Origin of the sequence: Candidatus Cyanaurora vandensis, from assembly GCF_013285555.1 — a bacterium.
Taxonomy (GTDB): Bacteria; Cyanobacteriota; Cyanobacteriia; order Gloeobacterales; family Anthocerotibacteraceae; genus Cyanaurora; species Cyanaurora vandensis.
Genome location: NZ_JAAXLT010000157.1, coordinates 1 through 24,816, shown reverse-complemented (window position 1 = coordinate 24,816; position 24,816 = coordinate 1). Strand labels below are relative to the sequence as shown.

19 protein-coding genes and 1 pseudogene are annotated in these 24,816 nt (G+C 55.9%); 3 read left to right on the top strand and 17 right to left on the bottom strand.

Features of this window, described 5'->3' with window-relative positions:
* Positions 1-2: 2 nt before the first annotated feature.
* The 10 genes from HFM78_RS11010 to HFM78_RS10965 all read right to left on the bottom strand — a co-directional run bounded on the left by HFM78_RS11010 (position 3) and on the right by HFM78_RS10965 (position 13,742).
* Positions 3-3,824, bottom strand: coding sequence for a GAF domain-containing protein (locus HFM78_RS11010; RefSeq protein WP_287129497.1), 3,822 nt, complete (start codon positions 3,822-3,824; stop codon positions 3-5).
* Between the two features lie 7 nt (positions 3,825-3,831).
* Entirely contained in the window at positions 3,832-4,290 is a 459-nt protein-coding gene (locus HFM78_RS11005) for a chemotaxis protein CheW (RefSeq protein WP_287129496.1), read from the bottom strand.
* Positions 4,291-4,292: 2 nt separating this feature from the next.
* Positions 4,293-4,658, bottom strand: coding sequence for a response regulator transcription factor (locus HFM78_RS11000; RefSeq protein WP_287129495.1), 366 nt, complete (start codon positions 4,656-4,658; stop codon positions 4,293-4,295).
* Between the two features lie 4 nt (positions 4,659-4,662).
* The gene (locus tag HFM78_RS10995; protein ID WP_287129494.1) at positions 4,663-5,850 is read right to left on the bottom strand and encodes a response regulator; all 1,188 of its coding nucleotides are present in this window, start codon (positions 5,848-5,850) and stop codon (positions 4,663-4,665) included.
* Positions 5,851-6,240: 390 nt separating this feature from the next.
* Entirely contained in the window at positions 6,241-6,777 is a 537-nt protein-coding gene (locus tag HFM78_RS10990) for a BON domain-containing protein (RefSeq protein ID WP_287129493.1), read from the bottom strand.
* Positions 6,778-6,802: 25 nt separating this feature from the next.
* Entirely contained in the window at positions 6,803-7,465 is a 663-nt protein-coding gene (locus HFM78_RS10985) for a general stress protein (protein WP_287129492.1), read from the bottom strand.
* 114 nt (positions 7,466-7,579) lie between these two features.
* Complete coding sequence (mutL, locus tag HFM78_RS10980) at positions 7,580-9,163, bottom strand: DNA mismatch repair endonuclease MutL (protein WP_287129491.1); 1,584 nt, start codon at positions 9,161-9,163, stop codon at positions 7,580-7,582.
* 62 nt (positions 9,164-9,225) lie between these two features.
* Entirely contained in the window at positions 9,226-11,859 is a 2,634-nt protein-coding gene (locus HFM78_RS10975) for a PAS domain-containing sensor histidine kinase (RefSeq protein WP_287129490.1), read from the bottom strand.
* 73 nt (positions 11,860-11,932) lie between these two features.
* A complete protein-coding gene (locus HFM78_RS10970; protein WP_287129489.1) occupies positions 11,933-12,061 on the bottom strand; it encodes a photosystem II reaction center protein T in 129 nt (42 codons plus the stop codon).
* A gap of 46 nt (positions 12,062-12,107) precedes the next feature.
* Positions 12,108-13,742: a photosystem II chlorophyll-binding protein CP47 gene (locus HFM78_RS10965; RefSeq protein ID WP_287129488.1), complete on the bottom strand. Its 1,635-nt coding sequence runs from the start codon at positions 13,740-13,742 to the stop codon at positions 12,108-12,110.
* A 197-nt stretch (positions 13,743-13,939) separates the two neighbouring features.
* Between HFM78_RS10965 and HFM78_RS10960 the strand changes: the two genes are divergently transcribed.
* Entirely contained in the window at positions 13,940-14,236 is a 297-nt protein-coding gene (locus HFM78_RS10960; protein ID WP_287129487.1) for a 2Fe-2S iron-sulfur cluster-binding protein, read from the top strand.
* Here HFM78_RS10960 and rlmN read toward each other — a convergent pair.
* The 3 genes from rlmN to mnmG form a co-directional block, all read right to left on the bottom strand.
* Positions 14,233-15,267, bottom strand: coding sequence for a 23S rRNA (adenine(2503)-C(2))-methyltransferase RlmN (rlmN, locus tag HFM78_RS10955; protein WP_287129486.1), 1,035 nt, complete (start codon positions 15,265-15,267; stop codon positions 14,233-14,235). The genes HFM78_RS10960 and rlmN overlap by 4 nt on opposite strands.
* Positions 15,267-15,749 carry a DUF192 domain-containing protein gene (locus tag HFM78_RS10950; RefSeq protein WP_287129485.1) on the bottom strand — a complete coding sequence of 161 codons (483 nt, stop codon included), beginning with the start codon at positions 15,747-15,749 and terminating at the stop codon, positions 15,267-15,269. Before HFM78_RS10950 ends, rlmN begins: the two co-directional genes overlap by 1 nt.
* A 626-nt stretch (positions 15,750-16,375) precedes the next feature.
* Positions 16,376-18,262, bottom strand: a complete 1,887-nt coding sequence (gene mnmG / locus HFM78_RS10945; RefSeq protein WP_287129484.1) for a tRNA uridine-5-carboxymethylaminomethyl(34) synthesis enzyme MnmG — start codon at positions 18,260-18,262, stop codon at positions 16,376-16,378.
* Between the two features lie 121 nt (positions 18,263-18,383).
* Between mnmG and HFM78_RS10940 the strand changes: the two genes are divergently transcribed.
* Positions 18,384-20,519: a polyribonucleotide nucleotidyltransferase gene (locus tag HFM78_RS10940; protein WP_396033154.1), complete on the top strand. Its 2,136-nt coding sequence runs from the start codon at positions 18,384-18,386 to the stop codon at positions 20,517-20,519.
* Between the two features lie 128 nt (positions 20,520-20,647).
* Complete coding sequence (locus tag HFM78_RS10935) at positions 20,648-22,468, top strand: M61 family metallopeptidase (RefSeq protein WP_287129482.1); 1,821 nt, start codon at positions 20,648-20,650, stop codon at positions 22,466-22,468.
* A gap of 263 nt (positions 22,469-22,731) precedes the next feature.
* Here the strand turns inward: HFM78_RS10935 and HFM78_RS10930 are convergent, their stop codons facing one another.
* The 4 genes and pseudogenes from HFM78_RS10930 to HFM78_RS10915 form a co-directional block, all read right to left on the bottom strand.
* Positions 22,732-23,019 carry a 2TM domain-containing protein gene (locus HFM78_RS10930; protein WP_287129481.1) on the bottom strand — a complete coding sequence of 96 codons (288 nt, stop codon included), beginning with the start codon at positions 23,017-23,019 and terminating at the stop codon, positions 22,732-22,734.
* Positions 23,012-23,935 carry a DnaJ C-terminal domain-containing protein gene (locus HFM78_RS10925; RefSeq protein WP_287129480.1) on the bottom strand — a complete coding sequence of 308 codons (924 nt, stop codon included), beginning with the start codon at positions 23,933-23,935 and terminating at the stop codon, positions 23,012-23,014. Before HFM78_RS10925 ends, HFM78_RS10930 begins: the two co-directional genes overlap by 8 nt.
* A 65-nt stretch (positions 23,936-24,000) precedes the next feature.
* The gene (locus tag HFM78_RS10920) at positions 24,001-24,411 is read right to left on the bottom strand and encodes a VOC family protein (protein ID WP_287129479.1); all 411 of its coding nucleotides are present in this window, start codon (positions 24,409-24,411) and stop codon (positions 24,001-24,003) included.
* 65 nt (positions 24,412-24,476) lie between these two features.
* Positions 24,477-24,816, bottom strand: a pseudogene (locus tag HFM78_RS10915) (hypothetical protein); the annotation flags it as partial.

Genomic DNA, 24,816 nt, shown 5'->3' with positions numbered 1-24,816 from the left:
GGCTAGTTCACCTTAAATTTGCCGACACTGACCTCTAGCTGTTGGGCCACTTCCAAGAGGAGCTTAAAGGAAATGGTAGTTTGGTTCGCCCCGCCGGCTGTGGCCTGGGCACTCTGGGCTACATCCTTCATGACTTGGGTGATGGACTCAGAAGCCTCGGCCTGAGTGTAGCTGGATTGGGCAATCGTCTGAACTAAGCGGCTAATCTCACCGCTGACCTGAGCGATCTGGGTGAGGCTCTGACGGGTCTCGTTGACCAACTTAGTTCCTGCCACGACTTGCTCCGTCCCGGATTCCATGGCGAGGGCCACTTCACGGGTTTCCTGTTGAATGCCTTCCACCAATTTCTCGATCTCGGCGGTGGCCTGGGCAGACTGACGGGCTAAGGAACGGACTTCATCGGCAACCACGGCGAACCCCCGGCCCTGCTCCCCGGCGCGGGCGGCTTCAATGGCAGCGTTGAGGGCGAGGAGGTTGGTCTGGGCAGCGAAGCTAGCGATCAGACTTACGACCTTGGAGATCTTCTGGGAGGACTCGCTGAGGCGTTTGATTTTTTTGGCGGTCTCAGCCACGGTCTCGCGGATGACCAAGATCCCGTCTACGGTGCGGTCCATGGCTTGATCCCCAGCCGCTAGGGTGCGGTTGGCCTGTTGGACGGCAGCTTCGGCGGCACGGGCACTCTGGGAAACCTGTTGGATGGAAGAGTCCATCTGTTCAACCCGGCCTAGGGCCAGGGTCAGTTCCTCGGCTTGTTGTAAGGAAGCGAGAGCTAATCCCGTGACCTCCGTGGTGCTCTGGGTCGCCGTTCCGGTCATTTGGCGGGTGGCCTGTTGGACCTGGACGACGATTTTCCGCAAGCTGCTGATCGTGGCGTTGTAGGAGTCTGCCAGGGTCCCGATCTCGTCTTCGTCTACCCGAGCGCGGATGGTCAGGTCCCCTTTACTTACCGGGTCCACTTCCATCATCAGTTCGAGGATGCGCCGTTGTAGTTGTTCCTTGGCCCCCTGTTGCTGACGGGCGAACTCCTGCTGTTGACGGGCTTCATTCTCCCGGGCCTGTTGTTCACGTTTGGCAGCTTCAGCCAGCAGACGAGCTTTTTCGAGAGCTTCGGCCTGCTGTTGACCGACGGTGATTTGGATGGCGACTTGGTAGAGCAGGTTAACTTCAGATTCCGACCAGAGGCGGGGACCGGAGTTTTGGTAGGCCGCAAATAACCCCCAAAGCTTCTGGTCCTGGAAGACGGGCACAATGATGTAAGCACGGGCCTGGAACCGCTCCAGCAAACTGATATGACAGCTATCAAACCCGGTGGTATAGATGTCGTTGACCGTTTGACTTTCGTTGTTGCGGTAACGGCCCCCATCGTTTTTGGTCAAGTAACTATCGGTGACACGGGCACGTTCCGTCCCGACCAAAGGCAACCAGCCCTCGCTCACGGACTCCATCACGAACTCACCACTGAAGTCCGGGTCAAAACGAAACAGGGCCACCCGGTCACACTGCAAGAGATTACGCGCCTCAATCGTGGCGGTGCGGTACACCGTATCGGCCAATTGGCTCGCGTACTGGCGTAGCTGGGTAATCTCGTACTTCTCCCACCGGCGGGGACCCGAGTTTTGGTAAGCCGCCAAGAGTCCCCAGAGCTTGCGGTTCTGGAAAATCGGCACAATCACGTAGGCACGGGCTTGGAATTGTTCTAGTAACTCGGTATGGCAACTATCAAAACCCATCTTGTAGATGTCATCCACTACTTGATGCTCGTCCTCCCGGTAACGACCACCACCATTGGCCTGGAGATAGGAATCGTCCACACGGGCGCGGGCGGTGCCAACGAGGGGCTTGCAGCCTGCCCCGAAGGACTCTGCCATAAACTCCCCGCCCCAGTCTGGGTTAAAGCGGTAGATTGCCACCCGGTCAGCCCCGAGCAGGACCCGCGCCTCCTGAGTGATTTGGGCGTAGTAGGCATCGGTGTTCTGAGCCTGCTGGACTTTGGCAATCACACTCAGAAGTTGGTCGCGCTCCTCTCTGGCTTTTTGCTGGGCCTTGACCACGGACTCTGCCTGTTGAATAGCGATGGTCAACTGGGTAGCGACTTGATAGAGCAAGTTGATCTCGGACTCCAACCAAGCGCGGGTATGAGAACACTGGTGGGCAATGAAAAGCCCCCAAACCATCCCCTCTTGGAGGATAGGGACGACGAGGTTGGCCTTGACCTGGAACCGCTCGAGCATCTGGATGTGACAGGCGGTCAACCCAGCATTTTGAATGTCCTCCGTGGGGACAATCCGGCCTTGGGCGTACTGGACGGCTTTGGTTTCCTTAAAGCAGGTATCCACAATCGCCAATCCCAAGGAGGGGGTCCAGCCCGGTAGGACCGCCTCCGCCACAACTGTACCGATGAAGTCGGGGTCAAACCTGTAGACCACCATCCGGTCTGCCCCCAGGAAAACCCGGAGTTCTTGGACGGCGGTATTGAAGATCGTCTGTAAGTCTAGAGATTCGCGGATTTTGGTGGTTAAGGCCAGCACTTGGTCGCGCTCTTGACGGGCTTTAACTTGCTGTTGCAAGACGGACTCGGCCTGTTGAATCCCCACGGTAAGTTGGGTGGCGATCTGGTAAAGGACATTGATCTCAGACTCGGTCCAAGCGCGGGTCCGGTCGCATTGGTGGGCGATAAACAAGCCCCAGACAGCTCCCCCTTCCTGGAGGATCGGTACGACTAAGTTGGCCTTGACCTCAAACCGCTCCAACATTTTGATATGACAGGCGGTCAACCCAGCATTGCGGATGTCCTCGGTGGGGACAATCCGGCCCTGGGCGTACTGGACGGCCTTGGTTTCCTTGAAACAGGTATCCACAATCGGCAGCCCTAGGGAAACGGTCCACTTAGCCCCCACGGATTCGGCAACTACCGTACCCATAAAGTTCTCATCGAACTTATAGACCACCATTCGGTCGGTCTGGAGATATTGCCGGACCTCAGTAACAGCAGTATCAAAAATTGTCTGTAAATCTAAAGAGGCACGAATTTTGTTGGTGATAGCAAAGAGGCGGTCGCGTTCCTGTTTCGCTTTTTGTTGTTGCTGGAGGACCGACTCGGCCTGTTGGATCGCAACTTTTAACTGGAGGGCAATCTGGTAGAGCAAGCTCACCTCAGTCTCCGCCCAATGGCGCGTCGCCGCACACTGGTGGGCAATCAACAACCCCCAGACTCGCTCCTCTTGTAAAATCGGCACAACCAAGTTGGACTTGACCTCAAACTGCTCCAGCATCTTGAGGTGACAGGGGGTCAAACCAGCCTTATAAATATCGTCCGTGGGGATAATCCGCCCATTCTCATAACCCGACTTCCCTGAGCCCCGGCTTTCTTTGAAGCAGGTATCAATAATCGGCACCCCGAGGGATTTCGTCCAGCCCGTGCCCACAGACTCGGCAACCACCGTCCCCAAGAAGTCTTGGTCGAACTGGTAGACCACCATCCGGTCGGCCCCAATCAATTGCCGGACCTCCGTGACCGTGGTTTCAAAAATGGTCTGTAAGTCTAGGGATTCGCGAATTTTGGCAATGATGGATAGGAGTAAATCGCGCTCTAGACGATAACGGTCATCATTGGGGGAGGCTTTGCGGTCCCGTTCCTCCAAAAGGTCCGTCAGGCTCTCAATCTGTTGGACCATCTTCAATACATAACGACTTGCCTCGTCTTCGCCGTCAGCAAGAAGCGATTTCAGGAAGTTGGTGCGCTTAGTGATCTGTTTGACCACGGCGGTGTTATCAGAAGGTACGGTGCGGTCCAGGGGGCGTTCGTTGGGATAAGCAATCGTCATGGGGGCCTCAGGCGGTAAGGGTTTGCCAAAATTCACGGTCTAGGAGCATTTCACCATCAAGGACGACCAAGGCTGCTCCCTCTGGGGTGAGCCAATGCCCCTGAGCTACCTGGCTTAAGACCGCTGGGAATAAAGTCGGTATGAGGGGCTTGAGTTCCTCGGGAGCACACCAAGCCATGTCCTCCACGGCCTGGACTACCAGCCCCAAGCGTTGCCCCCGGTGCTGGGCTAGAACCGTCAGGTAATGGGCACCGGGCGGTAAAGGTGGTAAGCCCAAACCGTAACTGAGGTCCATTGCCCAGACAATCTCCCCGCGCCAATTGAAAACCCCTAGGACCCAGGGGGCCATCTGGGGAATCGGGGTCACCTGCGCCACGTCTAGGTCCAGTACCTCCGTCACTTGGGCGACGGGCAAGAGTGCCGTCACCTGGGCCGAGAGGTTGAACCGGAGGTGCTGGATCGTCATCGTCACTTCCTCAGCACGGACTTGACCGTGCGGACGAGTTCTTCTTGGTCCACGGGCTTAGCGAGGTAAGCATCGGCCCCTTGACGCAGCCCCCAGAAGCGGTCCATGTCCGTGCCCTTAGTGGAACACAGCACCACCGGGATCTGGGCGGTGGTCGGTTCAGACTTCAGTTCGCGGCACAGTTCAAACCCGCTCACGCCCGGTAGGACCACATCCAGCACGATGGCGTCGGGGCGGAGGCTGCGTAACTTTTCGAGGGCCTCTTCACTACTGATACAGGTGAGGACTTCTAGTCCGCTGCGGCGTAGGCAGGTTGCCAGCACTTCGCGGTCAGTTAGGGTATCTTCAATCACCAAAACTAAGGACATAAGTTCACCGTGATTTGACTTTGGCGAGGTGACGATGGACTACCGCTAGGACCAGTTCTGGTTTAGCGGGTTTGCCAATAAACCCCGAGGACCCAACAAACTTAGCGCGTACCCGGTCAATGATCCCGTCGTTGCCTGTGAGGATAATGATCGGTGTGCGCCGAAAAGCTGCCACCCGGCGCAGTTTTGAGCAGACTTCATAGCCGTTGGTGTTGGGCATGATCAGATCTAGGAAAATCAGGTCCGGTTTGCGCTGTAATAACGTCGCAAACCCGCGTAAAGGCTCCTGGACCGCGAAAAAACGGTACCCTGCTCCATTCACAATCCGCTCCATCGTCTGACAAATCTGGAGACTGTCATCCACACAGGCCACCAACGGCACACTGGATGGCGTGGGTAGCGGAGCCGTAGGCGGGAGGTCCAAGACCTCTACTAACTGGATGATATTCTCCTCAATGTAGGGCCAGAGCGAACGCGTCAGGGTATGGAGGTCGAGTTGTACCTGCTGGGTCAGGTCACGGAGGGTCTGCTGCCCGGTGAGCAAGGCCTGGAGATTTTGGAAGACTGCTGCTGAAGTACGCTCCCGCAGCCGCATGGAGTCCCGCAGTAAAGGAGCCGAGTTGGGTGATAATCGCGTAAAACCCATGGTCCGCCAGCGTGCCCAGGACCGTTGTACTCGTTCCAGGGTCTCCGGCACACTCATTAAGGTCAACATCATTTCACCCTGGGCTTCTGGCTCCACCTGATATGTACATTCACCAGCCTGGAAGACATCCCAGAGCACCTCATCTACGACCCCTTGCAGCACGAGCCCCACCTGTTCGCGGTTGATCGTGCTGCGTTTGAAGAGACCACAGAGCATTTCATATTGGGCATCGGCGTATTCGTGACGGCTCGGGCTTAGAATACCCTCAAGTGGGCGGGTCCCCCGACTGGTTCCCACCATCCAACTCAATAGAGTTGCGGCAGTGTCGGGACAGTGCTGGGCAAATTGGCGTTGCCAGCGACGTAAGGGCTGGTCTCCGCCCGCTGCAAAAAGAAGCCTGCCTAAGTAAAAATAAAAATTCCAGTCCCCAGACCGGGCACGGACTTCTAAGCGACCACTGAAATTAGACTGCTTCAGGGCTTCAAACTGACGGGTTAAAGTTTCGCTCGGGGGAGAGCTATGTTGCTGAGGGACATTGGAAATCACGGCAGACCTCGGCGCAAGAGGGGAGGGACAGGATCTACAGGGTCCGTAAAGGCTTGCGTCTTTACACCCCCATCGGTAAGTCCAAGTCTAGAGTCCGCCCTATTCCCTGTCCCTCAGCAATCTCCCACGACTTATCAGGTTGTGTTTCCTGAGAAAAAGTGTGTATTTGCGATTAGTACCGGGCTAAATTGTGCCAATAAGTGACTGCAGACACATTTTTACCCCCTAAGTTCCTGGGTCCCTGCCTAACCAGAGGCCAGAGCCAGCAACCGAGTAAGCATAATTACGTAAAAAAGTTATCCTGCAAAAATACTTAAACCAAGCTACTTTATCGAACCTTCATCTACTAAGCTCCGGCCCCTCCCAGTCAAGGGAGGGGTCAGATTGAGCTTAGCTAGCACCCATGGTGAGTTGGGAGCGCACATCTTTGACACCGTTGATCTCGCGGGCCAATTTGAGGGCTTTATCCATCTCAGCTTGACTCGCCACTTGGCCTTGGATGGTGACCACACCATTTTCAGCATTCACGGTCAGTTCGCGCTTTTGCAGGTTGGCTTCGAGTTTGGAGCGGACTTTGCTCTCTAGGTCGCCATCGCTTACTTCACCCGTAGTGTTAGACCGCTCTTCGCGAGAACGGATGTCGGAGTTAAGTTGAGCGCGGCGGGTCTCGCTGCTAGCATCTTCCTTAGCATCTTCAGCCGAGCCGGAGGCATTGGTTTGGGCACCGTCTTTCAAGGCGCGTTCGGCTTGCTCACCAGCCCCGTCCACAGCTTCCCCAGCGTTGTTGGCAGCACCTTCCATGGCTTGTCCCGTCTCGTTCATCGCCCCGCCACTATTAGCGGTATTCTGCTCGCTTTGACCACCACAGGCGGCGAGAATCACCACGAGGGGGGCACTCAAGAGTAGACTCATCAGACGCTTATTCATGGTTTCGTTCCTTGCGTAAATGGTTTTAGTAATCGCGGGTGGTTGTGGTCCCGGTCATGTCCGTGGTCATCCCTGAGGTTCCCATAGGCGTCCCGGTCGTACCCAGCGTGGTGCCGGTCATGGTCCGGTCGCGGTAGGTCCCGGTCGGCGCGGTGTAAACACCGTAATCTTGGATACCGCCACTGTGGAGAATTGTTTCGGCTTGGCGGATCTCATCGGCAGAACCGTCTACCAGCACGAGATAGCCGCCCTGCTCAACCGCTTTGTTGTAGCTGTGGGCCCGCTCTTCAGGGATACCCAGGCCAATCAAGGCTCCGACTAAACCACCAGCTGCCGCGCCGATCGCCCCGCCCGCCAGGGTAGTTGCCAAGGCCGTACCAATGGCTCCAGCGGTCATCACGGGACCAATACCGGGGATCGCTAGGGCACCAATACCCACCAATAGCCCAGTCAGACCGCCTAGAACACCGCCGGTCGTTGCACCTTTGGCTGCTCCTTCATCCGCTTTGTTCCCTATGTTGTCCGTCACTTCAGCCCCAGCAATCGTACCGGGATCATTTTCGTGCTTAGAGACGACCGACACATCTGCCATATCAAACCCGGCATCCCGCAATTGGGTCAGGGCACGCTCAGCTTGCATCCGGTCAGAGAAAGTTCCTACTGCGCGCCGAATTTCGTTGGTAGCCATCGTTAATTCCTTAAAAACTCGTTCAATGTCAATTTAGATTCTGGGTCCATTGCTTAGCCTCACCCCCTAGATAGCCTTTACGCACTTTCCCTTCTCTCTTGGGGGGTATGGCTTTTATTCAAGACGGTCTGACAGGTTATCGCATACGCGCCAGTTGCGCCGGAAATAATGCCCCAAGTCGTCATTGCTGAGGGTGAGGTAGATGGGCCTTCCGTGGGGGCAGGTATGGGGGTTACTGGTCTGTTGCCACTGATCTAGAAGGTGTTGCAGCCAGTCCAAGGTCAAAGGGGTACCGTTTTTGACTGCACTGCGACAGGCGAGGGTGACGCGGGCTTGCTCTAGGTCCCCCGCCAGACTTAAGAGCCGCAAACTTGCCCGTGGGTCGGGGTGTTGGGCCAAGAGTTGGGGTAGAGAGCGCACGCACCAGAGACCCTCGCCGAAGGCTTCCACTTCTAGGCCCAACTGGGTCAGGTGTTCGACTTGACGGGCACTGAGGGGGAGAACTTGGGGCGGACAGGGGACGACTTGCCAGGGCGTACTGAGTTGTTCAAAAATTACCCGTTCGTGGCAGACATGCTGTTCGACCAACCAGAGTCCAGCTTGGTGTTCAGCGAGGACGTAGGTGTTTTGGACTTGGCTGAGGGCTTTGAGGGGGTTGAGCGGGGAGCCTGTTTGGTAGAGAGTCCGCGCTTCGGCAACGTTGAAAAGTCCTGGTTGAGGGCGCAGGGCAAGCCCGCTCAAGCCCTCAGTGACGGCTTGACTCAACCAAGCTTCTAGTTGCGGGCGTTCGCCTAAGTGGACGGTTTGTTTGGCGGGATGGCGGTGCCAATCCACCCAGGACGCAGGCAAATCCCATAGAGCCAGCACGACCGGATGACGACCCTTGGGTAAGGTGCGCTGAAAACTCTGATGTAGCACCCCGAGCAAGTCTGTATCCTCCACCAACCGTCCATTCACCCCGATGAACATGGCATCACTGCGCGGACGGCTTATGCGGTCTGGTAAGCCCACCACGAGCCGTAGATGGTCCTGCACCACCAACCGTAAATCCCCTTCAGCGATTCCTAAAACCTGCCCCAATCGGCGGCGGGGATTGCTCACGCCTAAGAGGTGTAGCCGTGGACGGTCGTTAATAATGAGGCGCAGGGTCACGCCCGGTTGGGCCAAGGCAATGCGTCTGAGAACTTGAGCAACCTGTTGGGTTTCTTTTTTCAGATTGAGAAATTGTTGGCGCACGGGTAAACAACCAAAAAGCTCCCGCACAGTAACCACCGTCCCCGCCCCTAACCCAATCGGTTCTAGTTTAAGCAGGGTCCCGGTCGGGTCATAGCTCGCCTGCTGGCCCTCCCCCCCGGCAGTCCGCGAAGCGATCGTCAGCGTACTCACCGCCGCAATTGCAAACAGAGCCTCCCCCCGAAAACCCAGACTCGCAATCTGATAAAGCTCCTCGATGGCGTAGAGCTTGCTGGTCGTATGTCGCTCAGCACACACCCGCAAGTCCGCCGTCACCAACCCCCGTCCGTTGTCACTGACCTGGACTTGCCAGCGTTCTGGCCAGTATTGGACCGTGACCTCATCGGCTCCTGCATCGAGGGCATTGTCCACCAGTTCACGGACTACCGCCGCCACTTGGTCAATGGTTTCCCCCGCCCTTAGCAACCGTTGGGTCGCCTCGGGCAACAACCTAAGCTCGCCCAAAAATTATCCCCAGTTCTCTACCAAAGTAACTTCTACCCTTACTACCAAAGTGATCCCCCTTTTCAAGGGGAGCTAGGAAAGACCTCTTCTGCCTTAGTCCCCTGCTGGGGCGGAGGGGCTCCTAGCTCACGAGGTAGGGTCAGGGTGAAGATAATCTCCTCAGCTTCACTCTGGACGGTGATCGTACCTTGCAACTGAGCCGTTAAACGCTTGACAAGGGCGAGGCCCAAACCCGTCCCGCCCTGTTGCCAGGGGTCAGCATTGGGGATGCGGTAAAATTTCTCAAAGATTCGCGTCAGGTCCTCCGGTGGGATCGTCGGACCCTGATTGATCACTTGGATGGCAATCAGGGTTTCGGTCGGGCAGTGAACTTTAATCTGCATGGCAGCTCCCTGGGGCGTATATTTGCAGGCGTTATTAACTAGTTCAACGAGGATCCTTTCTAGACTGGGACGGTCGGAGGTGATAGGCGGGACCGACGCAAACTGGAGAGCGAGGGTCTGTTGGTTTGCCCGGACCCGCTCTTGAAAAGGTAGCAGCAGTTCGGGGAGCCAAGTTGTTAGCTCAATCAGAACCGGGGTGAGGAACTTTGTGGTTTCTTCCAGCCGCTGTAGGTCCAGTAAGTCGTTGATTAAGTTGGTTTCACGGTCACACTCGGCATCGAGGATTTGCAAGTAAGTCTGGAGCTTGGCCTCACTGGGGGAGGAGCGTAACATCCGAATGACCATCCGCATATTGGTCATCGGGGTTCTGAGTTCGTGGGAGACCGTACTCAAAAAATCATCCTTAAGCCGACTGAGCTTTTGGAGCTCCTGCATCCGTAACTCTGCTACTTCTAGGGCCTCACGCTGGGCTAGGGCGGCGACCCGGTCACTGATATCGCGAATGATACAGACTGCTTCATCTAGATTGCAATGGATGACTCGGGCTTCATAGCTGTGTAGACCATCGGACTGAGTCAGTTGGTACTCGTAGGTTTGGAGTTCGCCCGTCACCCCAGCCAATTGGAGGGCCGTCAAGAGTTGGTCTTTCACGACAGCGGGTAGGTCTAGCTCGCTGAGGGACTCAAACCATGCGGGCTGAGCGTTGAGACTCGGATGGCAAGTTTTGAAATCGAGCATCGTTCCGTCTACCCGATAGCGCAGGATAATATCAGGGATCGCATCAAGAAGGGCACGGGTCCGCTCTTCACTTTGACGCAGGGCAACTTCGGTCTGCTTACGCTGGTTAATATTCCGCGAGACGGCAATAATTTCTTGAACCATACCTGAGTCGTCCGGGACGCCTTGACTCGTCGTCTCAAACCAAATGTACTCACCACTTTTGTGACGGGCGCGGTAATCAAAAGTGATCGTTGTGGTGGAGGGTATTGTCGAGAGCACGATGCTCCGCATAGTCTCGATCAAATAGAGATCTTCAGGATGGAAAAACTGGTTTGGCGTAGTATTTATTAGTTCTTCAGGGGTGTATCCCAAAAGCTTTAGACAGGCAGGAGAAGCATAAAGGAAAGGTCCACTCAGTGCATGGCGCGAGATCATATCGGTGGCGTGTTCTGCCAAAATCCGGTACCGCTCTTCGCTCTCACGCAGCGCAGCCTCCGCTTGTTTGCGCTGGGTGATATCTTCTACTGTGCCCTCGTAGTAGAGCAGTTGGCCTTGCTCATCGCGCACCGCCCGTACATTCTCAGCAATCCAGATAATCCGTCCGTCCCGACAACGAGCCTGCGTCTCAAAACCCGTAACTTCCGACTGCCGCTCCATCAACCGGATGAAATCAGCCCGGTGCTCAGGGTTGACATAGAGTTGTTGACCGAGATCCGTCACTGCTTGCATCAACTGCTCAACTGAAGTGTAGCTATACATCCGGGCAAGGGCAGGATTAGCACTGAGATAACCGCCCTGGGCTGTAGTCTGAAACATGCCCTCCATAGCGTTTTCAAAAATACTCCGGTACTTAGCCTCCGCATGGGTACGTTCTAGCTCTTTATGATGGTCGGCGGTGATGTCGCGGATCACGACAATTAGCTGGTCTTCAAGCAGCGGCAGCAGTCGTGCCTCAAAATTCCCTAGCGCACCCTGAACGAGCAGACTGTACTCGATCTTCACTAAGCTTCGGGTCTGGACGACTTGGGCGATCGCCTGCTCAAGTAATTGAGCCACCTCTACAGGCAAAACTTGATTTAATGGGCGGCCCAAGAATTGCTCTGGTGGGGTGTAAAGGCGGGCTTCAAGTCCCCCTTGGTAGCCCAGGATTGTACCATCGGTACTCAATCGAAAATAGAGATCAGGTAGAGATTCAAAAATCTTCTTAAGTTGAGCAGTGCTTTGGCGTAGAGCCGCCTCAGGATGTTCATGCCCAAAGAACCCACGGGTTGGTTGAGTCAAGGCTTGACAGACTGTGGGGACTAAATTTTCCGTAGAGGTCAAGTAATCAATCGCACCCGCCTTCATCACTGCTACCGCTTGCACCACGGAACCGGGTATGGCGAGTATAACCACGGGCCGCGTCGCCACCTGCAACACGGCTAGGGCGACTTGACCCTCGACCAACGCCACGTCCCAATCCTGGAGAAGGACAGAGGCGTCTGGTTGAATTTGATACTCAGGACAATAACCCGCCTGTTGGAACTGGGCCATCAAACCTGAGACTGTAGGTTCAACTAAACCGACTAGCAGGATGCGAAAGGAGTGAACCATGGTTCCTGACAGCGATAAGAGACCATAAGAAAAGGCGAGTTTGTAACTCGCCCCTCGCATCAATCATGATGCGTTATTTTTCGTCTTCGCGTCTCTTCATGTACTTATCAGGGTCTTCCCGAAAGAAGATGGCGAAGAAGAGGGTACCCAGGATCATCGCCAGGATAGCTACGTAAACAATGGTAGTGATGCCGCTTTCCATGTGAACCTCCTGTTGCCATTCCACCATACGTCAAAACTGCCTATTACTAGGCCTCGACGCGGGTACTCTTATCACCGACTTTCTTGAAGAACCCATACTCGAACTCTTCCTCTTCACGCATCGGGTCCATCCCAGTGAACACGTCGAGGAACAGGGTGCGTGACCCGTGCCAGATATGCCCAAAGAAGAACAATAGGGCAAAGACCCCGTGGGCTAAGGCGAACCAAGTACGCGGACTGGCTCGGAAAACCCCGTCGCTACGGGTACGGTCGAATTCAAACAACTCGCCACTCTGGGCACTCCGGGCGTAACGCTTGACAAGGGCGGGCTCGTCAAAGGTCTGACCATTGAGCTTACCCCCCAAGAAAGCCACCGTCACCCCGGTCTGCTCGAAGCTAAACTGGGCCTCCGAACGCTGGAAGGGGATGTCGGCACGGACAATACCCTGGGCATCCTTAAGGACCACTGGCTGGGTCTCAAATAAGGTGTTGAGACGGTCCACCTTAAGTTCACGGCCCTCAGCATCCTTGAAAACTGGATAGCCCAGCCACTCCGTCGCAATCCCGTCGCCACTATTCATCGGACCCGCGCGGAATAGACCGCCCTTGGCTGGGTTGTTGCCCACGTAATCGTAGAAGCGCAGGCGCGTCGAGACCTGTTCCGCTGCTTTCTCAGCCGACCAATCGAGACGAGTCGGGGCCTTGTTGACCAAGACCTCTTGCTCGTAGGCCGTCAAAGGGAGGACAGCGTTGGCCTGCGATGGGGTCAGGCCAGCCTCAATACCCCTCTGGACCCGGCTTGCGATTTCCTTGTTAAAAACCTTGTCATCCCACTGGTAGCGGGTGGGACCAAACAAATCTACCGGGGCTGTAGCGGTGCCGTACCACATCGTCCCCGCCACTACGAAAGCGGCAAAGAAGACCGCCGCAATTGAACTTGAGAGTACCGTCTCGATGTTACCCATGCGAAGCGAACGAAAGAGCCGCTCGGGGGGCCGCACCAAGATGTGAAAAATCCCGCCTAGGATACCGACAATACCTGCTGCAATATGGTGAGCCACAACGCCACCGGGATTGTAGGGGTCAAAGCCGTCTGGCCCCCAAGCAGGTGCCACAGGTTGGACGTGTCCCGTTAACCCCAGGGGGTCCGTCACCCACATCCCCGGACCAAACACCCCCGTCAGGTGAAAAGCCCCAAAGCCAAAGCACAATAAACCGGAAAGTAGAAGATGGATACCAAAAATCTTCGGTAGATCCAGTACCAAGTCGCCAGTACGCGGGTCCCGGAAGAGATCTAAGTCCCAGTTGACCCAGTGCCAGCAAGCCGCCAGGAATAACAGTCCCGATAAAACAATGTGGGCCGCTGCGATCCCCTCAAAGGACCAAAAACCAATATCCCCAAGCAAAGGATTACCAAAACCATCGGCACTGTAAGGACCGAAAACCGACCAACCAGACCAAGAGTTCACGACACCCAAACGGGTCATAAAAGGTAAAACGTACATCCCTTGTCGCCACATCGGGTTGAGGACGGCGTCGTTGGGGTTGTAACTCGCAACTTCATAGAGGGCCATTGAGCCAGCCCAACCCGCCACGAGGGCGGTGTGCATCAAGTGGACGGCAATCAAACGACCGGGGTCATTGACCACCACTGTGTGCACCCTGTACCAAGGTAGTCCCATGTCAAGAAATCCTCCGCCACGTCTGGAGCTTTATGACCATGGCGACCGCGCTTTCAGACGGGCTGCCATAGTATAAAGAAGTGTAACTAGATCTCATACATTGTGCAACCAAGTTAGGACGCTAATCCATATTTCCGTTTTCTTTACAAACCTTAATGGGTAACCCACAATTGAGATACGAATTCAACACAGGGCACATGGCGGCGATTATTTACCAGCGCGAAGGAATTCAAGTTGATGCACTCGAGGGCACGAACCTCCGGGAGGTTTCGATTGGGGCAAAAGTAGAGCTTTACAAGGCTCTAAACAAATTCCTGTGTTGTAACGGCAATGGAGACTGCGGGACCTGTGTAGTAGATGTAGTGGCGGGAGAAGACAACCTCTCCGACCGGACCCCAGCCGAGCAACGGATGCTTGCCCGCAAGCCCAAAACCTATCGTTTAGCCTGTCAAACTTTAATTAATGGCAACGCTACGATCCAGACCCGTCCCTAGTTAATTGCTGTCGTTAGGATTTGCCGACGTAGCTGACCACAGGCAGCGGCTTCGGCACTGCCTCTGGTTTGACGCACTGAGGCTTGGACACGGTAAGCTTCAAGGACTGCTAAGAAAGCTTGAACCCGTGGGGGCGTGGGCCGCTTGTAGTCTAGACCGGCGACCGGGTTGTAGGGGATGAGGTTGACGTGACACTGGAAGCCGCGCACCCGTTGGGCCAACTCGCGGGCATGAAAATCTTGGTCGTTCACATCCTTGAGCAGGGTGTATTCAAAGGTGAAACGACGGCTGGTCAACTCCATGTATTCCTTACACTCGGCTAGTAACTCATCCAGTGGGTAGTGCTGGGCACTGGGAATAAGTTGGAGCCTTAGATCTGGATTGGGCGCGTGCAGAGAGACTGCCAGTGTGGTTTGAAGTCGGTATTGGCCTAAAGCCCGAATCCGGCCCTTCACCCCAACCGTGGAAATCGTGATATTACGGGCACTGATCCCGATATCTTCGTTAATGCGCTCGACGCTAGTGTGGAGATTTTTTAGATTCAAGAGGGGTTCGCCCATGCCCATGAAGACGATGTGGCTCACCCGCCGTCCAAAGTCTGCTTGGACCGTCAAGACCTGATCCAAGATCTCGTGGATCTGCAAATTCCGGGCAAAACCAGACTTTCCGGTGGCACAAAATGTACAGGCCATTGGACAGCCGACTTGGGAGGACACACAGACCGTGAGCCGCCTTGCCGTGGGTATCCCGACGGTCTCGATATTCTCACCGTCCGCTAACCCGAGCAGATATTTCACGGTGCCGTCGGGACTGGGCGTACGTTGGAGGACCTGGGAGCGGCCCACTTTCACTTTAGCATTGGCCTCGCGCCAACGTTTAGAGAAAACCGTCACTTCGTCCAAAGATTGTAAATTGCGCGTGTAGAGCCACTGGTGTAGCTGTTTCGCCCGGTAAGGCGGTTCCCCCTGGGTGCTGAGCCAGTAGGAGAGTTCATCGTAGGATTGGCCCAAAAGCGGTGGCGTGGTACTCATCACTTAATTATAGAAACTGCTGGCTTTGAAAAAGTGACCATAACTGGATCATTGACCTTGAGCTTGAGTTGTTGGATCTGCCCCGCCCGTAGTTCAATTACTTGATCGGCGGGTACCGGACCCGTGACGGGATAACGGGGGCATTGCTCGGGTTGAGCGGTGGTGCAGGGCGGCGCGTTCGCAGTCAAATTCACAATCCGGCCCTGACGCACAAAGACCATATCCAGGGAAATAAGACAGTTACGCATCCAAAAACTGACAAAAGCGGGCGGGTCGAAGAGGAAAACCATGCCCCGGTCAGCCGGGAGGTCCTTGCGTCCCATCAGCCCGATCGCGCGCTGCCGGGGCGTGCGGGCCACTTCTAAACCAATTGTCTGATGGCCCAACTGGACCCTTGCTGTGATGGGTAGACTCTGGGTAACTATCGACTCGGCTTGGATAGGTAATGCGAGCAGTCCCAGGAGCAAAAGATGAAGCTTCACAAATTCTCCGCGTCCAGCTTTCAACCTAGCAAACTATCCCTCCGGATAGCTCCCCCGCTCACCCAGACAGGCTAAAGCCCCCTAGTAGTCTGGGGGGGTTGGTGGGGGGCAGAAGTGGTAAGGCTTGCGGGTCAAAAACCTAAAAAGCGCACTAAAGAGCATTGGAACGGCGGCGGCAACTCGGGACCGGGCTAGACGGACGGAGACCCCCCCGCTTTTGGCTTCATCCAGCCTTGTCCCAAGTCCGGCAAGGTGTGGCCCGGTCCCATGTCCATTTCTAGCCGGGCTGCTTCCGGTTGCAGATTGCACAACCGGGCGGCGTGTAATTGTACATCGTCGGTCAATCCCAGCCCTACCGTCTGGGTGTAAAGCTTGTCGTACTTGACAGACGTGCGGACCCCAGCCAGCCCCACAACAACGGGGGTAGGATATCCCCGCCCTGGGTTGAGATATCAGCCCGGACGGACCTTGTTAAGGCAACCTCTGGAAACTGCCAAGCAAGGTCCTGACGGGCGCGGTTAAGGATAGGCGACTATTTGTGATTCACACATAGTTTCCAGCGGTTAACCCCCAGTGGATTTAATTTTAACCGCACTAGTTCGCTTAAAAAGTTCAGATTGCCTGGGTCAAACCGGGAGGGCGCGGGGTGTTTTACCCGCTTGGAGATAGACGAGTAGGGCGTTGATGTCGGCGGGTGAGACCCCAGCCAGACGGCTGGCCTGACCCACGGTGAGAGGACGGGCTTGGCTTAGTTTCTCGCGGGATTCCTTGGAGAGAAAAGCGAGGCTACGGTAATCTAGGTCCACCGCCAAAGGTAAATCACCCTGTTGACTGGAACGGGCGATCTGCTGGGTTTGACGTTCGATATACCCGGCATATTTAAGAGCAATCTCAACGCCTTCATAGACCGCCCTGGGCAAGGATTCGACTAGACCCAACTGCTGCAACTGGGGATAGTGGACTCCCGGACGCCGGAGTAGATCCGCCAGCGTAATCGCCCGTTGGATCGGTTCCTTAGTCTGGGCCATGACCGCTTGACCCGCCTCCGAATGAGCCGTAATGCGGACTTGTTCCAAATGAAGCGTGTGGTGGACAATCTGGGCGTATTTGTGTTGAAAAAGTCCCCAGCGGCGGTCATCAATTAACCCCAGCTCGCGTCCAAGGGGAGTCAGGCGTTGGTCGGCATTGTCGGAGCGCAACAGCAAACGGTACTCAGAACGAGAGGTCAGCATCCGGTAGGGTTCGCGGACTTCTTTGGTAACCAAGTCATCAATCAAGGTCCCGAGATAACTCTCCTCACGTTTAAATGTCCACAGCGGTTGTCCCGCACAATACCGGGCACTGTTAATTCCTGCCACCAAACCCTGGGCAGCAGCTTCTTCATAGCCCGTGGTGCCATTGACCTGACCGGCACAAAACAACCCAGCCACCCGTTTGGTCATCAAAGTCGGATAGCACTGGGTCGCGGGGACATAATCGTATTCCACAGCGTAGGCCGGACGGACCATGACGCAATTTTCGAGTCCCGGCAACGTTCTAAGCATCTGGCGTTGGATATTCTCCGGCAGACTGGTGGAGAAACCCTGGATATAAAGTTCCGGGATTTCCCGGCCCTCGGGTTCAATAAAAATCTGATGACTTTCTTTATCGGCGAACCGCATGATTTTATCTTCGATACTCGGACAATAGCGCGGTCCTTTCGCATCAATATCCCCGCAATACATCGGAGACAGATGTAAATTCTCGCGGATGAGTTGATGAGTTGCTGCTGTCGTCCGAGTCAAATAACAGTTCTGCTGGGGCTGCTCCACCCAAGCGGTCGGGTCAAAGGAGAACCAGCGGGCTTCCTCATCAGGCGGTTGCGCCTCCATCACGCTGAAATCCACGGAACGGCGGTCCACCCGCGCCGGGGTCCCGGTCTTCAGCCGCCCCGTCTCAAACCCCAAGCCCCGCAACCGCTCCGATAAGCCCAAGGCCGGGAACTCCCCCGCCCGTCCCGCCGGGAGAGAAGTTCGACCAATCCAGATCTTGCCCTCTAGGAATGTCCCGGTGGTGAGAATAACCGCACGACAGGCAATCTCCACCCCGAAATAGGTGCTGACCCCGCTCACTTGGTCGTTGTTATCTAAACGCAAATCCGTGACCATACCCTGACGGAGGCTCAGGTTGGGAGTGTTTTCCACCAATTGTTTCGCAATATGACTGTATTCACGTTTGTCGGTCTGGGCCCGCAAGGCCCACACTGCCGGACCCCGCGAACGGTTGAGGACTCGTTTGTGCAAATAACAACGATCCGCTAGTTTGCCCATCACCCCACCGAGGGCATCTACCTCATGGACTAGCTGGGATTTTGCCGGACCCCCGACTGCTGGGTTACAGGGCTGCCATGCAATCATGTCCAAATTCATAGTCATCAGGAGCGTTTTGGCTCCCAATCGGGCAGCGGCAAGGGCGGCTTCGACCCCGCTATGGCCCGCGCCCACTACGACGACATCAAACGTATCCTCGACCATTTAATTGACCGCAGTTGCTTTTCCATTGTGGCATGGGCAAAAACCAAAGAAAGTGCCTACGTGGGGGAGAGCAAATTGCTAGAATTTCGTAAAGAAAAGAAAAAAAGAAGGGATGGCAAGAATGGAGCAATATCGTCGGTCCGTGACCATCCACGGGCGCGAGATTACCGTGAGTACAGGGTTATTGGCACAACAGGCGGGCGGAGCGGTGCTAGTCCAGGCGGGAGAGACGGCAGTGTTGGTGACTGCGACCATGAGCAAATCCCGGCGTGAGGGCATTGATTTCTTCCCCTTGTTAGTGGATTACGAGGAGCGGCAGTACGCGGCGGGGCGATTCCCAGGGAGTTATATGCGTCGTGAGGGCCGTGCGCCCGAGCGGGCAATCCTGGCGGCGCGACTGATTGACCGTTCCCTCCGGCCCCTCTTCCCGGATGGATTTCTCAACGATGTGCAGATTGTCACGATGGTCATGGCCTTGGATGAGAGCGTTCCCCCGGAGACCTTGGCTTTATTGGGGGCTTCCTTAGCGGTGATGTTGGCGCGGATTCCTTTCCATGGTCCGGTGGCAGCGGCGCGGGTCGGGCTGATGGGCGATGAGTTTATTATCAATCCCACTTATAAAGAAGCCGCTGATGGCGACTTGGACCTGATTGTGGCCGGAACCAGCCGGGGCGTGATCATGGTCGAGTGCGGAGCCAACCGTTTGGCGGAAGAGGACATCCTGGAAGGCATTGAGTATGGGATGGAAACCGTCTCGATGTTGCTTGACTTCCAGCGCGACTTCCTGAAGGACCTAGAGGTTACTACGCCTGAATTTGTGGCGGCGACCACGGATGTAGCTCTGGTTGATTTCATCAAAGCCAAGGCGGGTGAACAAGTGGCCCAAATCCTGGGGGAATTCCTGCCCAAGGGAGAACGGGACAATAAACTTGATGCCATCGAAGCCGAGGTGAAAGCACTCTTCAGTCAGTTACCTGCTGAGGACCCGTTGGCAGTGGCTTTGAAGACCAGCCCAGTCAAGTACGGCGACCTCTTTGAGGAACTGACCAAGAAGCTGATGCGTGAGCAGATCATCCGTCAGGGTAAGCGCGTGGACGGACGGGTAATGGACGAGATCCGGCCCATCAGTTGCGCGGCGGGGTTATTGCCCCGGGTCCATGGCACCGGGCTCTTTACCCGTGGCTCGACCCAAGTCCTGTCCATCACCACCCTCGGGACCGCCGGGGATGCCCAGATGATGGACGACCTCAACCCCGACCACGAAAAACGTTACCTACACCACTACAACTTCCCTGGCTTCTCCACGGGCGAGGTCAAGCCGCTCCGGGGGGTCTCCCGGCGCGAAGTGGGCCACGGGGCTTTGGCGGAACGGGCCTTGATCCCGGTCCTCCCCAGTAAAGAAGCTTTCCCCTACACGATCCGGGTCGTCTCGGAAGTGCTGTCCTCCAACGGTTCGACCTCCATGGGTTCGGTCTGCGGTTCAACGTTGTCGCTGATGGATGCGGGGGTACCGATTGCCGAGCCGATTTCGGGGGTGGCGATGGGCTTGATTAAAGAAGGTGAGGAAGTGCGGGTCCTGACCGATATTCAGGGGATTGAGGATTTCTTGGGGGACATGGACTTCAAAGTTGCGGGGAGCCGCGACGGGATTACGGCCCTCCAGATGGATATCAAGATTGAGGGGATTACCCTGGCGATCTTAGAAACCGCCCTCAGTCAGGCCAAAGTGGGCCGTCTTTTCATCCTAGAGAAGATGCTTGCTACCCTCGACCAGCCCCGCACCACGGTCTCGCCCTACGCACCGCGCCTGCTGACCATCAAAGTCCCTGTGGACATGATTGGGACAGTGATTGGTCCTGGTGGTAAGACGATCAAGCGGATCACCGAGGAGACCGGGGCCAAGATTGACATTGAGGACGATGGGACTGTGACTATCTCCGCGCCCCAATCCGAGAAAGCCAATATTGCCCTCAGGATGATTGAGGACTTGACGCGCACGATTGACGTGGGCGGGGTCTACTTGGGCAGTGTGAGCCGGGTCATCTCGCACTTAGGCGCATTTGTCCAGATCCTCCCCGGCAAAGAGGGCATGGTCCACATCTCCCAACTCGCAGACCGCCATGTCCGCAAGGTGGAAGAGGAAGTCAATGTCGGCGATGAGATCGTGGTGAAAGTGAAACAGGTAGACGGTAAGGGCCGCATCAACCTGACGCGCTTGGGTATTCATCCTGGTGACGCTCAGATTGCCCGTCGTTAAAACTGCTGGGGGGTATTTTACCCCCCGATTTTTTAGCTGAGAACTACCTTGTAACCTGCTGGCACTAGCAAATAGTTGACAGCGGGGATTGCTTATCCCGACGATGGAGCAACTAAATAGGGACAGTCATGGGCATTGGGCGCGTGGGATTGTTGGTGTGGGGGTGGTTGGGGAGTGCGGTTATGGCTCAGGACCTCACCTATACAATTGCGATGCCCGACCCGAAAAACCATTATTTTGATGTTACGGTCCAGGTGGCCCAGGCTCCAGCGCAACCTTTGCAGTGGGTTATACCCGTCTGGACCCCTGGTTCCTATCTGGTCCGTGAATTTGCTCGCCATGTCCAGGAAGTCCAAGCGGTGGACGGGCAGGGCCAAACCCTCACGGTGACTAAGCTCAATAAGAATACCTGGCAGGTTCCCGCGACCTCCACGGGGAACGTCACGCTCAAGTACCGAGTCTACGCCAACGAACTGACCGTCCGTACGAGCTATCTGGGTCCGGCCTACGGTTATTTCAACGGGGCCAACGTCTTCCCCTACCTAGAAGGCTTCCAGGACCGACCAATTACCTTGGTCGTGAAACCCGCACCCGGCTGGACTAAGACTGCCACGGGTCTCCCCTCGATTCCCGGTCAAAGTAATACGTTCCTAGCTTCTAATTACGATGTTTTAGTGGACTCGCCCACGGTGACGGGCGACTTTACAGAATATCCCTTCACCGTCAGAGGTATGCCCCATCGCCTCGTCCTAGTCGGTCCAAGTAACGCGGACCCGGCCCGCCTGACCCAGGACACCCAGCGACTCGTCACGGAGCAGGTAAATTTCTTTGGTAGTATCCCTTACACCAATTACACTTTTTTGCTGTTCAGTACCCCCACTGGGGGACTCGGCGGGCTCGAACACCTCAATTCCACGGCCTTGACTGTGGGGGCGGAGCGTTTCCGGCCCCAAAAAAGCTACCGGGAGGTGCTGGGGCTCATCAGTCACGAGTTCTTCCATCTCTGGAATGTCAAGCGCATCCGGCCGGCGGGGTTGGGTCCTTTCGACTACAGCCGCGAAGTCTATACGCCTAACCTCTGGATTGCTGAGGGGACGACCAGCTATTACGATGACCTATTTTTGCGGCGGGCGGGTCTGCTGACCACCGATGACTATTTGCAGAAACTAGCTGATGCCATCAAGTCCTATCGCCAAACGCCGGGACGCAACGTGCAGACGCTAGCCCAGTCTAGTTTTGACGCTTGGATCAAGTACTACCGACCCGACGAAAACTCGGTCAACTCCAGTATTTCCTACTACGACAAAGGTGCGTTGGTGAGCTTGATGTTGGATCTGGAGATCCGCCGCCTGACCCAGAACCGTCGCTCTCTTGATGATGTCCTACGCCTGATGAATGCCAATTTTGGACAACCGGGCCAGCTTGGTTACACCACGGCAGACTTTGAACGGGTCTGTCGTCAAGTTGCCGGGGCTGATCTGACGAGTTTCTTCCAAAAGACGGTCTACAGCACCAGCGAACTGGATCTAGAAGGAGCTTTAGCGGTGGCGGGTCTGGCTCTCAAAACTGAACTCAGTAAGGGTGAGGATGACCGTACCACTCCGCGTGCTTACCTCGGTCTCGAAGTTGGGAATAAAACCGGACCTGCGCTCGTCACCCGTGTTTTGAGTAATACGCCGGCTGCTCAAGCTGGTCTGAATGTTGGGGATGAATTGCTGGCCCTAGATAGTTTCAAAGTGGACGCAGCGAATTACCAGCAACGCCTCAACCCGTACTCTCCTAGCACCGTAATCCAACTCACCATCGTCCGCAACCAACAACTCCAGGTCCTCCCCATCACCCTCGGTAGCCAACCCAACGACCTCTACAAACTCGTCCGCCGCCCCCAAGTTACGCCTCAACAACGGGCGGTCTACACGTCTTGGCTGAAGGAGACCTGGGTGAAATAACGGCTAGCCCGGCCCAAATACCTAGACCCCAATATCCCCAACAGCCCACGAGGACAGAAACCTAAGGTTCCGACCTCGCGCTCCCGCCGACCCGCACGGCCCCACGTGCAACTAAAGCTCTCCACATGTGCGGGTGAGTAGTTTACCCGGTTCCCTTAGCCGATGAATTTTACTAAATTCGCCCACCCCATCAGCGACAACAAAGAGACTGCCTTGAGCCCCGTTGACATAGCCTAAGTTGTGGTGACTGAATTGCCCCGCCGTCAAGTCCCCTCGTATTTCGTCAGCCAGAACACCCAAACCGTATGGGCGACCAACCCTATGGCCCAGACCAGAGTTAACCAACCCCGCCAGGGCCACTGCACCCGCCAGAACTGTTCCAGAAATAGCAGCACCATATTTACACAGAGGAATAGTGCGACATGGACCGCGTAGTTAATCCGGTCGCGGAGTAGCTGGTATTCGGGGTTGTTCGGGTCCGGTGGACTAGAGAGACGGGGCGGCATGGCAGTCCTCAAGGTAAGGTCCAGTTCACACAGAATATCAAACAAAACTACTGCGGATGGAGGCCGGGGATTCGACTTTGGCGAGCTTCTCGTAGAGTTCTCGTTCGCTGTCGCTGGGACGGGCGGGGACTTCGATGTGGACTTTCACTAGTTGGTCGCCCCGGCCTGTGCCCTTGAGCCGTTTGAGGCCCTTGCCCGTTAACCGGAGGGTCCGTCCGCTTGTGGTCCCTTTGGGAATATTGAGCCGGACTTTACCCTCTAGGGTCGGCACCTCCACCTGGGCACCCAAGACTGCCTCAGCCGGGGTGAGGGGAAGTTCCAGCAACAGGTCATCGCCCTCCACCGTATAAAAAGGATGGGCCGCCAGTTTCACCGTCAAGAGTAAATCCCCCGCTGCCCCGCCTGCCCCTTCACGGCCTTCACCGCTCACACGGATTTTAGAACCCGCCTGTACTCCCGCCGGGAAATTGACCTCAATCACCTTCCCGGCACTGGTCCGGTACCGTTTATGGGTTCCTTGGAAAGCCTCCTCCAGGGTCAACTCCGCACTCATTTCCACGCTTTCACCCCGGTTGGGTGTAGGGCGATTGCTCCCGCTACCCTCGCGTCGATTGCCCAACAAAAAATCAATAAACTCCTCAAAGTTACCGAAATTAGAGAAGTTAAAGTCCTCAGCCCCCGGCATCCCGCCCCCAAAACCACCGGGCGCGGGTGGGCTGGCGGTACGCCCGCCGCTCTGCTGTTGCCAACGACCGTAGAGGTCATATTGACGACGTTTGTCGGCATCCGACAGGATCTCATAGGCTTCATTGACCTCTTTGAAGCGTTCTTCAGCCTTTTTGTTGCCAGGATTGAGGTCTGGATGGAGTTGGCGGGCGAGTTTGCGGTAGGCTGTCTTGATTTCCTGTTCGTTTGCTGTCTGTGATACGTCCAGGATGCGGTAATAGTCGCGGTAAGCCATCGGTGCGGTAGGTCAAGCCAGAATATTTCTATTGTACGCAACAATGCTGAGCGAGTTTCTGTCCCCTACCCTGCCTGCTCCACCGTAAAAGTCACTTCCTGCCCGTAGGAGAGTTCGAGCGTGTGTCCATCGGGATCGGCGAGGAAGGCCCAATAGCCGATGGGTGCTCCAGCATCAGCGGGACCATCGCGTAGACAACCCTCGGCCCGGGCTTGGGCACAGAGGCGGTCTACCTCTTCACGGGTGGCACAGGCGACCCCCAGATGGGCTGAGGGTAAGAGCGGATGCGTGACTTGGGCTTTTTTGATCAGCACAATTACAAAGGGCCTAGTCTGGTCCGTAATCCAGGCCACTTCACCCTCGTCATCTTGGCGGCGGTGGACGACTTTCATCCCTGCATACCGCCCATAGAAATCAAGACTGCTATCTAGGTCACGGACGGGCAAGGCCACATGGGTCAACCCTAGATCACTCATGGGTGGCTTCCTAACAACAGTCCTAATTATGCAAGCGGTAGGGGGACTTGACTTCCTTCTGGGGGCTAATTGCGCCGGGGACCCAGCCCGGTGGCACAGCGGTGGATGATGCGGAAACGGCCTTGGGGCTGACTGTAATAGATGAACGGACCTTGGTCAGTAATGAAAACCTCAGGGTCCATACGGACCATCGGCTCGGGGCTACTGACTTGCCGATAGAAGTTCACAGTCGGGTCAATCGGTGCGATCCAGACATCGGTCTCCGAACGATCCGAGGTCATCGTCTCCAGACCCACCATCGTGAAAATAAAGGAGTAGCCATTGAAGACAAAGGGTTCCGGCGAAAGGATAAAAGGCCGGGGTGAAGGGGGTTTGATGACCTTGATGCGAGTCCAGACCCCGCCG